The sequence below is a fragment of the Mycolicibacterium aichiense genome, from assembly GCF_010726245.1.
GTDB lineage: Bacteria > Actinomycetota > Actinomycetes > Mycobacteriales > Mycobacteriaceae > Mycobacterium > Mycobacterium aichiense.
This window is the reverse complement of the sequence record NZ_AP022561.1, coordinates 2,842,374-2,854,764: the sequence shown is the minus strand read 5'-3', so window position 1 is coordinate 2,854,764 and position 12,391 is coordinate 2,842,374. Positions and strand designations below refer to the sequence as shown.

Here is a 12,391-nt window from a genome sequence, read left to right as displayed (position 1 = left end):
TTCTCTTACACTGTGTTAATGCAGTTGACCCTTGCCGAGATCCTCGAACTGCCGTCGGTGCGGCGCGGCGATCCGGAGGTGGTGTGCGCCGGACCGATGGACCAGCCGGTGCGCTGGGTGCACGTCAGCGATCTCGCCGACCTGTCCGGCCTGCTGACCGGCGGGGAGCTGGTGCTCACGACAGGCCAGGCATTGGCCGATCCGGCGCGCCGGGACGCGTATCTGCCCGGCCTCGCGAAGGCCGGCGCGGTGGGCGTGGTGATCGAACTCGGACTGCACATCGACCGGCTCCCGGAGTCCGTGCGCGCCATCGGCTCTGCGCTGTCCCTTCCGGTGATCGTGCTGCACCGGACGGTGCGCTTCATCGATGTCACCGAAGAGGTGCACCGCCGGATCGTGGCCGACCAGTACGCCGAGGTCGAGTACGCCCAACGAGTACACGAAGAGTTCACCGCATTGAGCATGCGGCGGGCGTCGATCGACCAGATCGTCACTGCGACAGCCCGGATGCTCGACACCCCGGTGGTGTTGGAGGACCTCAACCGACAGGTGCTGGCGTTCGACGGCCGGGATGTCTCGGCGGCAGCACTGCTGGTCGACTGGGAGCGGCGGTCTCGGTTGGCGGGCGGCGACGCGTGGACCGCGTGTCCGGTTGGCCCGCACCGCGAGGAATGGGGCCGGTTGATCGCGCCGCGGATGACCGCGGCCGACGGCCGTTCGGTGATGACGTTGGAGCGTGCGGCACAGGCCCTGGCCTTGAACCGGATGGTCGAGCAGAACCGCAGCTCGCTGGAGCTGCGCGCGCAGAGCGGACTTGTCGACGACCTGCGCCGCGGTCGCATCACCGACGAGGCCGAGGCCACCGCCCGCGCGCACGCGCTGGGGTTGCGGCCTGCGCTGACGTATGTGCCGATGGCGGTCCGGCTGCGGGAAAGTCCGGGGGCCGATCAGGTCGCGATCGCCCAACGGCGGGTCCGCACCCTGGACGCGATCATGCACACCGTGCGTGCGGCCGGCCATACCGGTTTGGCCGCCACCCGTGACGACGGGCAGATCGACGTGGTGTTGGCGCCGCAGCGCACCAGCCGGGCCCCCGGTTCCCTCGATACCGTGCTGGGCGAGGTGTGTTCGGCCACCCGGCGGGCGGTCGCCCACTTGGACGGGGTGAGCGGATGCGCCATCGGCGTGGGGCCCGAGAACAGCCGGCTGGTCGACGCGGTGGGCGGCCTGCGTGAAGCGGGGCACGTCGCCGAGGTGGCGATGTCGATGCCCTTGCAGGACAAGCCGTTTCATCGGGCTGCTGATGTCCGCTTGCGCGGTCTGCTGTCGCTGATCCGTAGTGATCCTCGCGTACAGGCGTTCGCCGAGACCGAGCTGGCCGGGCTGCTGGCGGATCGGGCCAAGCACGGTGACGAGGCGTTCGACCTGCTATGGCACTACCTGTCGGCCGGCGGCAACAAAGCCGAGCTCGCCAGGACGCTGCACATGTCGCGACCCACGCTGTACGCCCGGTTGGAGGCCCTGCAGCGGATCGTCGGACTCGACCTCGACGACGCCGAGTCCCGGACGTCCTTGCACGTGGCGATGTTGATCCTGAACGTCTAGTCCGTCGCGGGATCGTCGGCGTCGCGACGCTCGTCCTTGAGCCGCTCCTTGCTCCGCAGGAGTCGCAGCAGCGTCACCAGCACCAAGCCGCCGACGATGTTGCCGACCAGCGTGTACCAGAACCACCCCAGCCAATCGAGGTAGCCGAAGGGCGCCTCACCGGTCGACAGGGCACCAAAGATCAACAGCGAGTCCAGGATCGAGTGAAACAGCTGCAGTCCGGCCAGGACGAACGCACCGGCCACGGCGGCCGCGATCTTGCCGGGTACCGAGTCGGTGCCGTGCTGCATCCGGGTCATCAACGTGATCACCATGCCGCCCAGCACGGCCAGCGACATCGTCTGCACCGACAGCGGTTCGCCGACGAAATGCTCGGCGGAGGTGATGGTTTGGCTCCTGAGTTTGGGGAACGCCGCGATGATCAGCGCCATGATCACCCACCCGCCGACCAGGTTGGACACCAGCGTGCCGCTCCACAGCTTGGCCAGCTGACCCACGCTGGCACGCTTGGCGGCCACCGTCGTGACGGGAACCAGGAATCCTTCGGTGAACAGCTCGCTTCGGCCGAGCAGCAGTGCCAGGAACCCGATGGAGAACGCCACTCCGGCGAGCAGTTGGTTATGGGTCTCATGCAGCACGGACAGGTAGGCCAGCACCCCCACCGCGACCTCGGTGCCGCCGAAGAATCCGGTGACCAGGACTTCGCGCCAGCTGCGGTGCAGCCGCTGACCGCCCTCGTCGACCATGCGGTTGAAGGCGGCCTCGAGTTCATCCTCGATCGGGCTGTCTGAATCGCCCAGCTGGCGCTGGCTCGTTGAACTCACGATTCCGTATACCCATCGGCGGCCAACCCGACACCGGACGCCGCTGAGCAGTCGCTCAACGTCCGCCCATAGACTGGCCGCCGTGGGCATTCTCGTTGGCTTTGCGCCGTGGATCGTCTATTGGGTACTGGTGGGCAACGCGCCATTCACGACGGCCGTCCTGGTCGCCCTAATCGTCGCGATACTCGGGCTGGTGATGAGCCGCACCCGCAAGGCGGCCGGCCTGACCTTCGAAATCGGTTCTGTCGCAGCATTCTTCGTTCTGACAGTGCTGACCTTCGTGGCGAGCCAAGCGTTCTTGGAGCAGTGGATACTGCCGCTGAGCACTGCGGGCATCCTGCTCATCACACTGGTCGGGACGCTGGCCGGCACGCCCTTCGTGCGGGAATTCGCCGCGGCAGGCCGGTCTGAGGAGATCGTCACCAGCGAGCCGTTCAGGAAGATCACGTCGCTGCTGACCTGGATCTGGATCGCCGCTTTCGCGGGGATGACCGTGTCCTCGGCGATCCCACCCATCGCCGCGAGCGAGGCAACGATTCTCGACACCGCGAACGCGCTGTCCGTGTTGTGTTACTGGGTCATCCCGTTCGCGCTGCTGGGCCTGGCCGCGGTCGCCGCGCGCATCCTGCCCGACACCATGGTGCTCAGCGACGACGTGGTGCGCGAGACGTCCTTTGTCGCGTACAGCGAAGCCGCGATCGACGAGCTGTACTACCTGGCTCAGGAGCACGCCAACCGCGAGGTCGGCGCGGGAAAGGAAGCCTACGACGTCAAAGTCGGCGGGATGGGGATGACCCTGACCGGCGACGAGTCCCGCAAGTCGTGGCCGTCGACCTACCGGGTGCGCGACCGTCGCCGCTGAGCGGTCCCGGCGCCGTTGCTGACGGCGGCGGGACGATCGCAACCGATCGGGCAAGGATGCACACCGCTTTGGACACCTTTGCGTCACGGATCGGCTAAAAGCCCTGGTCAGGCCGTGAGCGTGGTAAGCGGCTGTCAGCTGATTGCGGTAGAAAGTGACAGAAGTGACCTCTGTGAAGAGGACGGAGCTTTGCTCAGAGGCGCCCGGAAGGTGGAAATCATGATGAAGAAGCGCGTGTATGCCCTGGCGATCAGCCTGGTGATGCTGTTCGCCATTCCCGGCCTGCTGGCCCCGACGGCGACCGCCGCTCCGGTGGGCCGGGATCAGTACGTCAACCTGGTGATCCAGCGCGGGCTCGCCCAGCGGGGCGTGCCCTACGCCTGGGCCGGCGGCGACATCAACGGACCCACCCTGGGCAAAGGGCCGAGCGCGGCCGTCGTCGGCTTCGACTCCTCGGGTCTGATCCAGTACATCTACGCCGGCGTGGGAGCCAAGCTGCCGCGTTCCTCGGGAGATATGTACAAGGTCGGCCAGCACGTCACCGCTGACCAGGCGTTGCCGGGCGATCTGATCTTCTACGGGCCGGACGGCACCCAGAGCGTCGCGATGTTTCTGGGCAACAACCAGATGCTGGAAGTCACCGACACGGTCGTCGCGGTATCAGCGGTGCGGGCCAAAGACATGGCGCCCTACCTGGTCCGCGTCATCGCCTGAGCGTCACGCCGGGGGCGTGCCGTTGACCCGCCGTGCAGATTCACGGCGCGACGACGGACACGCCCACCGTCGGGCGAGACCGGGCAGGCCTGCCGGCTAGGCGCAGTCGGTGCAGACCAGGCTGGTGGCGTCTGCCAGCCGGCTGCGGTGGTGCACCAGAAAGCAGCTGCTGCAGGTGAACTCGTCAGCCTGCTTGGGCACGACCCGCACCGTGAGCTCTTCGTCTGACAGGTCGGCACCGGGCAGCTCGAAGGAATCCGCCGCTTCCGCTTCATCGATATCTATTACGGCTGTAGCCGTGTCCTTGCGCCGTCCCGCCAAGTCTTCGAGAGACTCTTCCTCAGGCTCGGCCTGGGTGCGGCGGGGGGCGTCGTAATCAACCGTCATGATCCGTGCCTTTCGTTTCCGCATTCGACGTCGCGTCAACGCGGTCGAATGCGAGTTTGTTCCCGTAGCCGGTCTCTGCTAAACACCGTTGTTTCCGGCTGTGTCTGCGCTGGGTCCTGCCTGGCTGTGGCCTGCGGATTCGCCTGCCGTAGGCACGTAAAAAGCTGGGCTCAGGTTCGCCAGAGAGATTCCTGGGCGACGCTGGCGATCAGGGTACCGTCATCACGCTGAAATGAGCCGTGCGCCAACCCCCGCGCGTCGCTGTGACTCACCGCGGTGGCGTCGTAGAGGTGCCACCGGTGGGGGTCGGACGGCCGGTGCAGCCACAGCGCGTGGTCGAGGCTGGCGGCTCCGCCCGGACCGGGGAATTCCGGGCCCGGCGGACGTGCCGAGGACACCATGCCCAGGTCCGAGATGAAGGTCAGTGCGCAGGCTCGCAGCAGGGGATCGTCCTCGACCGGTTCGCGGGTGCGGAACCAGAACGGCTGGGTGGGCCACTCGACGCGGCTCTGCGGACCCGGTGCGAGCCGGATGTCGAAGTGATCGGCCCACTCGACCGGCAGTCGTGTGAGAATCGTCGCCTCCGTCAGCGGCACCCGCGGCTCCTGCGGTAGCTGCCAGTCGGTGGTCGTCTCGGGTTGATGAAACGACGCCAGCATTTCGAATATCGCGACACCGTCCTGCGTCGCGGTGACGCGGCGGGTGTTGAAAGAGCGGCCGTCCCGGGTGATCTCGACGGCGAAGTGGATGTCGACGCCGATCCGGCCGCCTTTGATGAAGTAGGCGTGCAACGACTGCGGCAGCCGGCCGGGATCTACGGTGGAGCCCGCGGCCGCCAGCGCCTGTGCGGCGATCAACCCGCCGAAGAGCCGGGGACCCGCACCATGGGCCGCCGATGCGCGAAAGGTGGGCCCGCTGCGGTCGAGTTGGACCAGCTCGGCGATCCAGCTCGACATGATCTCCTGTCGGGTCGTCGGTGAAAATCGCACTCACGATAGCGTCTTAGACTCCTGGCATGGACCGCGGCCACGTCGACGCACCAGAGGGCCTGCTTCGGATCGAAGACTGCTTGGACGCCGACGGAAACGTCGTCTTACCGGCGGGCGTGACGCTGATCTCGTTGATCGACCGCAACATCGCCAACGTCGGCGACACCATCGCCTACCGCTACCTCGACTACAGCCGCTCGGCCGAACCGGTGGTGTTCGAGCTGACCTGGACTCAGCTCGGCGTGCGCCTGCACGCGATCGCCGCGCACATACAGCGCAGCGCTGAACGCGGTGACCGGGTCGCGATATTGGCGCCGCAGGGGCTGGACTACATCGCCGGTTTCTTCGCCGCGATCAAGGCGGGCACCATCGCTGTGCCGTTGTTCGCTCCCGAATTGCCCGGCCACGCCGAACGTCTCGACACCGCTCTCGGTGATTCGCGGCCCACTCTGGTGCTCACCACCGCAGCCGCCGCCGACAGTGTGCGCGGGTTTTTGGCCAAGCTACCGCCGGCTCGGCAGCCGCAGCTGATGATCATCGACGAGATTCCCGATTCCTCGGCCGCCGACTTCGTCGAGACCGTTGTCGACGTCGACGACGTGTCGCATCTGCAGTACACCTCGGGCTCGACCCGACCCCCCGCCGGAGTGGAGATCACCCACCGGGCCGTCGGTACCAACCTGATCCAGATGATCCTGGCCATCGATCTGCTCGATCGAAATACCCACGGCGTCAGCTGGTTACCGCTCTACCACGATATGGGCTTGTCGATGATCGGCTTCCCGACCGTGTACGGCGGACATTCCACACTGCTGTCACCGACCGCCTTCATCCGTAGGCCGCAACGCTGGATCCGGGCGCTCTCCGATGCGTCCCGGTACGGCCATGTCATCACCGCCGCACCGAATTTCGCGTACGAGTGGACCGCTGCGCGCGGCCTGCCCGACGCCGGGGATGACATCGACCTGAGCAACGTGGTGATGATCATCGGGTCCGAACCGGTGAGCGCCGACGCGATCGCCACCTTCTCCGAGGCGTTCGCACCGCATGGTCTGCCGCCGACGGCCTTCAAGCCGTCCTACGGCATCGCCGAGGCCACCCTGTTCGTCGCGACGATCGCACCGACCGCGCAGCCCACAGTGATTCGGCTGGACCGTGAGCGGTTGGCCGAGGGAGTGGCGCAGGAGGCCGACGAGGACGCGGACGCGATCACCCAGGTTTCGTGCGGCCAGGTGGCCCGCAGTCTGTGGGCGGCGATCGTCGACCCGGCGACCGGCGAAGAGCTGCCCGACGGCAGGGTCGGTGAAATCTGGTTGCACGGTAACAATGTCGGCCGCGGCTACTGGGGCCAGCCGCAGGAGAGCAGGCGGGTCTTCGGGGCCAGGCTGGTCCGCCGGCGATCCGAGGACGGCCACGCCGGCAGCGTGCCCGCCGACGGCGCCTGGTTGCGCACCGGCGACCTCGGCTTCTATCTCGGCGGCGAGCTCTACGTCGCCGGCCGCCTCGCCGACATCGTGGTGCTCGACGGTCGGACACTGTATCCGCACGATATCGAGAAGACCGCCGCGGATTCCTCAGCACTCGTCCGGCACGGGTACGTGGCGGCGTTCACGCTTCCGAAGAACCACATGCCTGGTGCGACAACACATGACACCACAGAACAGCTGGTGATCATCGCCGAACGCGCGGCCGGCACCAGTCGCAGCGATCCGGCAGCCGCGATCGCGGCGATCCGGTCGGCGGTGTTCGATCGTCACGGTATCGAGGCCGCCGATGTGCGGCTGCTACCCGCCGGCGCCATCCCGCGCACCACCAGCGGCAAACTGGCCCGGCGAGCCTGCCGCGCCGAATACCTCTCCGATGCGCTGCGGGTGCGGTGATCGTATGCGGCCGTTGACCTTTGGCGCGCTTGCCATTGCCGCGGCGCTCACCGCGTACGTCGCGCCGCCGGTCGCCCGGGCAGGCGGCCCGGCCGTCCTGAAGGTCTGCACCACCGGCGACTACCGGCCCCTGACCTACCGCGACCCGGCGACGGGACAGTACAGCGGGGTCGACATCGACATGGCCGCCGATCTGGCCGCACATCTCGGGCGCACCGCGGTGTTCGTGCCCACCACCTGGTCGACGCTGGTCGCGGACCTCACCTCACACCAACGATGCGATATCGCGATGGGCGGCATCACCGACACCCCGGAGCGCCGCCGCGTCGTCGACGTGACCCGGGCCTACCTGGCCGGCGGCAAGACCGCGCTGGTCCCGGCGGCCGACGCCGAGCGGCTGGTGACCATCGAGCAGATCAACCAGCCGGGTGTGCGGGTCATCGAGAACAGCGGCGGCACCAACGAACGTTTCGCCCGCACGCACTTGCCCGACGCGGAGCTCACGATCTGGCCGGACAACACCACCATCTTCGATCAGCTCGCGGCCGGTGGCGCCGACGTCATGGTCACCGACGCCATCGAAGCGATCTACCAGTCGTCGCTGCACCCCGGGTTGGTGGCCCAGCACCCCGCGGACCCGTTCACCTCCGAGGTCAAGGCCTACCTGCTGCCCAAGGGCAGTCCCATCGCCGCCGCCACCGACGCCTGGCTGGCCGGCGCGCTGCACGACGGAACCTATGCCGACAGCTACCAACGGTGGCTGCACGCGCCGGCGCCCGAGCCGCCCGGCTAGGCGCCTCAGCGGCCCTTCCACTGCGGCCTGCGCTTCTCCCGCCATGCCTGCAGGCCTTCGCCGACATCCTCGGTGGCGCCGGCGACCTTGCGCATCACCTCGCCGAAACGCACCGACTCGATCCAGCCCATGTCGGCGGTCCGCCAGGCCACTTCTTTGGTGGCACGCTGCGCCAGCGGCGCGGCTTCGGTCAGGGTTCTGGCCCAGGCCTGGGCCTCGGCTTGCAGATCCGCGGGTTCGACGAGCTTCCACACCAGCCCGATCTCCTTGGCCCGCTCGGCGCTGATCGGTTTGCCGGTCAGCAGCAGCTCCATGGCGTTGGCCCAGCCGACACGGTGCGGCAACCGAATGGCGCCGACGATGGTCGGTAAGCCGAGGGTCACTTCGGGGAAGCTGAACGTGGCTTCGGTCGACGCGATCACAAAGTCGCAGAACAGGACTCCGGTGACGCCGTATCCGACGCAGGGACCGTGCACGGCGGCGATCGTGGGTTTGAACAGTTCCATGCCGGACTCGAACGAATTGATCGTCGGCTTCTCCCAGAACGTCCCGCCGAAGGTGCCCACCGAGCCCTCGCCGTCTTTGAGGTCACCGCCTGCGCAGAAGACGTCGCCGGTGGCGGTCAGAATCCCCACCCAGGCGTCCTCCTCGTCACGGAACCGATCCCATGCGGCGTTGATGCCCTGGCGGAGCGGGCCGTTGATGGCGTTGCGCGCTTCGGGCCGGTTGAGGGTGATCGTCGCGACGTGGTCTTCCAGTTGGTAGGTGACGAGGCTCATTGCTGCACTCTAGTTTCGGGCGAGGCTGCCCGACGCTCAGTCTCGCCGACGGCTGACGCCGCGGCCCGCGGGATTCGCCACCGCGGTGACCATGCTGGTGCCGAAGGCGCCCGCATCGTCGAACAGGGTGGCACTGCCCACCGACACCCCGTTCTCGGCGAAATGGGTGTCGGCTTGCACACCGATGAACACGCCGTGGGGCAGCCGCGACAATGCCACCGTCAGGTCCCCGTTGATGTAACCGACTTCGCCGTCGCCCAGATTGGTCACCAGGTTAGCGGCTGCCTCGGCGACCACTGCGGCACGGACGAAGGGCGTGGCCCGCAGACCGGCCACCGCGTCCAGGCCGCCGTAGTACGCGCGTTTGCGTCCGGCCGCGGCCTGTTCGCCCATCGGGCTCCAACCGGTTCCGTCGCCGTCGATGTAGAGGGCCTGGTTCTCGGTGTCGGGCGGTGCGCCGGCGGGCTGTGTCTGCGCCGCGACCGGGCTGTCCGGTGTGCGAGTCAGGCGGTATTGCAACAGAGTTGCGCGTGCCACGATCCAGTCGTCCTGGATGATGTCGCATTCGGCGGTGCGCATGCGGTTTCCGTGCCGGATCAGCCGCGTCTGAGTATGGGTGGGGACGGCACGGGCAGGTTTGAGCAGATCCAGCGTCAGCCGGGTGGGCAGGTAGCCGGCGCTGCCGTACTTGCGTTCCAGCGTCGATGCCGCGAGCCCGGCGATCGCCTGACCGCTGAGCAGACCCTCGCTCCAGGATGCCGCCGCAGAGGGGGTGGGGCGGAAGATGCCGTTTCCGTGCTGAACGAAATACGCAGGGCGGATACCGATTGCGCTCGACGCCGCTGCTGTGCGCTTGGGCAAGACCATGCCGCTGTTCATCGTTGCCATCCTCTGAGTCGGGGAGCCGCCGCTTGCTTGACGGCTCACCAGGCAACTATGACGCGCCGTGGCCACCCGAAATATCCGCCGATCGGCCGTAACGCCGGATGAATGCGGTGTCCACCGATCGGGGGACACACCCGCTGGTGTCAGGCCTCCAACCGGGCGCGGACAGCGGAAAGTCGTTGCTGCAGTTCATCTTCGGTGATGACACCTCGGGACAGCAGCGAGTGTGCCAGCGAGACCAGCTGGCTCTCGGGGTAGGGGAGGCCGGCGTACACGCTGGCCGACAGCTCGTCCTCCTCGTCGCGCCGTTCTGTGAAGGTCGGGACGTCGGCGTCACATGCCGCGTGATCGAGTGCGTCACACAGCCCGTCGAGGCTGGTCTTCCATGGCGGCACCGGGTTCTCCACCCCGTATTTGGCCGCCATGACCGGCCAGACCTGATTACGGTCGACAATCTGTTGTAACGGCTCGGGTTTCATTCGCCGACCGGATGCATGGCAGGGCGGGTGTCGGTGATGACATTGGTGGTCACCCCGGGTTTCGGCAGCGCGACGCCGATCAGGCAGTCGCGGGTGATGATCTCGGTCAGCTGGTCCTCGGTCCAGCCGTCGGTGCCCTCTGGTCGCATCGGCATGACCATGAAGCGGTGTTTTTGGTTGGAGTCCTGCACACGGACTTCGATGTCGTCGGACAGGTAGAGGCCGAACTCGGCGAGAACCTGCCGGGGCCAGCGCACCAGCCGCCGCCGGTAGTTCGGTGTGCGGTACCACTCGGGGGAGTTGCCGAGGATGGGCCGCGGGTAGCAGGAGCACAGCGCGCACACGATCACGTTGTGCACGGCCGGGGTGTCTTCGAGAATCTGGAACGCGGTGAAGTCGCTGGGGGTGCCGAACCCGGTCGGCTCGAGCCAGTCGACACCGACCTCCTTGCTGGCGGTCATCGGTTCGGCGAGGGCAAGAGCTTTGAAGGCGGGATCCAGCCAGGCGCGGGCCACCAGGCGAGCCGCCGGCATTGGGCCGATCTGCTCGGCGAACTCGGTGAAACGGCGGTGCTCCTCGGCAGTGAAAATGCCCTTCTCGATGCACAATTCGCGCAGCGCGATCTCGAGCACTTCGAAGTCGGTGATCTCGTCGACCATCGGCTTGACGGTGCGGTCGTGATCGTGATCGTGATCGTGATCGTGGTCGGTCATGTCGGTCCGTTCCTATGCGGGTGCAAGCCAGTGCTCGGGGATCTCGGTGCGCAAGCTGTCGCTGTCCGGGCCGTTGAAGTCGTCCCACAGCTCGGACATGCGGAATTTGACGACGTAGAACCATTCGGGCTTGGCGTCGGGGATGTCCCAGGTCTCGTCCTCGGCGGCCGGGCTTTCATAGGCCACCGCGTCGATGACACCCGTGGCACCGCGGACGTACTCCGGCGTGCGGGTGTAGAACAACACCGGCAATTCACGCACGACCACGGGGTCGCCGACCGTGAACCTCGGTTCGCCGGCCCTGCCCGCGTAGACCTGCGGGTCGCCCTTGCCCTGGGCATGCACAATGTGACTGTTGCGCTTGACCTGCGATCCGTCACCTTCGAACTTGGGCTTGGCCGCCAGGGTCTTGCCCGCCAGTCCGCCGGCATAGCGTTCCTTGACCTCGGCCATCCGCTCGGTCAGCTCGGTCAGACCGATGTGGTGCTTTTCGATCAACACTCGGGCCACCGACAGCAGCCAGCGGCCGTAGTAGGGGAAGCCGAGGTAGACGGCGCGTTGGACGTCGACGTTGCCGATCCGGCGCCGTTCCTCGGAGAGCCAGATTCCGCGCCACGCCAGCACCTCGCAGATGACGTAGGTCATGTGCTCCCAGTACTCGTAGTCCTTGTTCTCGTACTTCATCGGAGCGTCCGGCTCGCCGCCGACATCGTGCACCGGCTTCATGTAGGCGACGAACCTGGCGTGGTCGAGCAGATCCGGGGTGGGAGCATCCGGCAGTTCCGGATAGGCGGACTTGAGCCGGGCCACCAGAGCCAACTGATCGGCGCGTTCTGCGGCAGTGCTCATCGAAAGCCCCCTTGTGACCGTGCACAGGTCCAACGAGAGCCAACGTAACACCGACTATGCCCGAAAGTGGTTGCAATCCATGGACTCTTACCCGCCGGACAATTGCGGGAACTTCTCAGGCGTAGCCCAGCGCCGCGTTCTCGGCGCGGATCCGCACGGTGAGCACCAGGGCGTTGGCGATGCTGAACACGATCGCTGTCGTCCAGGCTGAGTGCACCAGTGGCAGCGCCGCCACTTCGGCGACCACCGCGGTGTAGTTGGGGTGGTGCATCCAGCGATAGGGGCCACGGTCGATCAAGGGCGCACCCTTGATCACGATCAGCCGCGGATTCCAGCGCTTACCCAGCGTGGACACACACCACCACCGCAGCCCGGTGCTGGCTGCCACCACCGCCACCATCGGCCAGCCGAGCCAGGGCAGGAACGGCCGGTGCAGGGTCGCCACTTCAACGATGCAGGACACCAGCAGCAAGGTGTGCATGCCGACCATCACCGGATAGTGCCCGCGGCCGAACTCCCGGCCGCCCTGGGCGAAGGACCATCGGGCATTGCGCCGCGACACCACCAGCTCGACAAGGCGTTCAGCGCCGATCGCGAGGATGAACCCGTAATAGAACATCGATGTGTAGATC

At 67.0% G+C, this 12,391-nt stretch carries 13 protein-coding genes and 1 pseudogene; 5 read left to right on the top strand and 9 right to left on the bottom strand.

Annotated elements, in window-relative coordinates:
* The first annotated feature begins 18 nt into the window (after positions 1 to 18).
* Positions 19 to 1,605 (top strand): PucR family transcriptional regulator, encoded by a 1,587-nt coding sequence (locus G6N32_RS13825; protein WP_115320081.1) that lies wholly within the window; start codon positions 19 to 21, stop codon positions 1,603 to 1,605.
* On the opposite strand, the gene G6N32_RS13820 is transcribed toward G6N32_RS13825, so the two are convergent.
* Entirely contained in the window at positions 1,602 to 2,429 is an 828-nt protein-coding gene (locus tag G6N32_RS13820) for a formate/nitrite transporter family protein (protein ID WP_115320080.1), read from the bottom strand. The genes G6N32_RS13825 and G6N32_RS13820 overlap by 4 nt on opposite strands.
* 82 nt (positions 2,430 to 2,511) lie before the next feature.
* On the opposite strand from G6N32_RS13820, the gene G6N32_RS13815 reads away from it, so the two are divergent.
* Together G6N32_RS13815 and ripD are read left to right on the top strand one after the other, a co-directional pair.
* On the top strand, positions 2,512 to 3,291 hold the full coding sequence (locus tag G6N32_RS13815; RefSeq protein WP_115320079.1) for a hypothetical protein: 780 nt from the start codon (positions 2,512 to 2,514) through the stop codon (positions 3,289 to 3,291).
* 222 nt (positions 3,292 to 3,513) lie between these two features.
* A pseudogene (gene ripD / locus G6N32_RS13810) lies at positions 3,514 to 3,999 on the top strand (NlpC/P60 family peptidoglycan-binding protein RipD); the annotation flags it as partial.
* 102 nt (positions 4,000 to 4,101) lie between these two features.
* On the opposite strand, the gene G6N32_RS13805 reads toward ripD, so the two are convergent.
* Positions 4,102 to 4,392: a DUF4193 domain-containing protein gene (locus tag G6N32_RS13805; protein ID WP_115321166.1), complete on the bottom strand. Its 291-nt coding sequence runs from the start codon at positions 4,390 to 4,392 to the stop codon at positions 4,102 to 4,104.
* Between the two features lie 170 nt (positions 4,393 to 4,562).
* Positions 4,563 to 5,348 carry an acyl-CoA thioesterase gene (locus G6N32_RS13800; RefSeq protein WP_115320078.1) on the bottom strand — a complete coding sequence of 262 codons (786 nt, stop codon included), beginning with the start codon at positions 5,346 to 5,348 and terminating at the stop codon, positions 4,563 to 4,565.
* A 59-nt stretch (positions 5,349 to 5,407) separates the two neighbouring features.
* Between G6N32_RS13800 and G6N32_RS13795 the strand changes: the two genes are divergently transcribed.
* Complete coding sequence (locus G6N32_RS13795) at positions 5,408 to 7,261, top strand: fatty acyl-AMP ligase (RefSeq protein WP_115320077.1); 1,854 nt, start codon at positions 5,408 to 5,410, stop codon at positions 7,259 to 7,261.
* 4 nt (positions 7,262 to 7,265) lie between these two features.
* Positions 7,266 to 8,054, top strand: coding sequence for a transporter substrate-binding domain-containing protein (locus G6N32_RS13790; protein WP_163789261.1), 789 nt, complete (start codon positions 7,266 to 7,268; stop codon positions 8,052 to 8,054).
* A 5-nt stretch (positions 8,055 to 8,059) separates the two neighbouring features.
* Here G6N32_RS13790 and G6N32_RS13785 read toward each other — a convergent pair whose 3' ends face one another.
* From G6N32_RS13785 to G6N32_RS13760, 6 genes are all read right to left on the bottom strand, one after another.
* Positions 8,060 to 8,833: an enoyl-CoA hydratase/isomerase family protein gene (locus G6N32_RS13785; protein WP_115320075.1), complete on the bottom strand. Its 774-nt coding sequence runs from the start codon at positions 8,831 to 8,833 to the stop codon at positions 8,060 to 8,062.
* A gap of 36 nt (positions 8,834 to 8,869) precedes the next feature.
* Complete coding sequence (locus G6N32_RS13780) at positions 8,870 to 9,760, bottom strand: acyl-CoA thioesterase domain-containing protein (RefSeq protein ID WP_232077654.1); 891 nt, start codon at positions 9,758 to 9,760, stop codon at positions 8,870 to 8,872.
* A gap of 101 nt (positions 9,761 to 9,861) precedes the next feature.
* Positions 9,862 to 10,197, bottom strand: coding sequence for a thiocyanate hydrolase (locus G6N32_RS13775; protein ID WP_115320074.1), 336 nt, complete (start codon positions 10,195 to 10,197; stop codon positions 9,862 to 9,864).
* Positions 10,194 to 10,910, bottom strand: coding sequence for a thiocyanate hydrolase subunit gamma (scnC, locus tag G6N32_RS13770; protein ID WP_115320073.1), 717 nt, complete (start codon positions 10,908 to 10,910; stop codon positions 10,194 to 10,196). Before scnC ends, G6N32_RS13775 begins: the two co-directional genes overlap by 4 nt.
* Positions 10,911 to 10,922: 12 nt before the next feature.
* Positions 10,923 to 11,759 carry an SH3-like domain-containing protein gene (locus G6N32_RS13765; protein ID WP_115320072.1) on the bottom strand — a complete coding sequence of 279 codons (837 nt, stop codon included), beginning with the start codon at positions 11,757 to 11,759 and terminating at the stop codon, positions 10,923 to 10,925.
* A 115-nt stretch (positions 11,760 to 11,874) separates the two neighbouring features.
* Positions 11,875 to 12,378 (bottom strand): isoprenylcysteine carboxyl methyltransferase family protein, encoded by a 504-nt coding sequence (locus G6N32_RS13760; RefSeq protein WP_115321164.1) that lies wholly within the window; start codon positions 12,376 to 12,378, stop codon positions 11,875 to 11,877.
* Positions 12,379 to 12,391 lie beyond the last annotated feature (13 nt).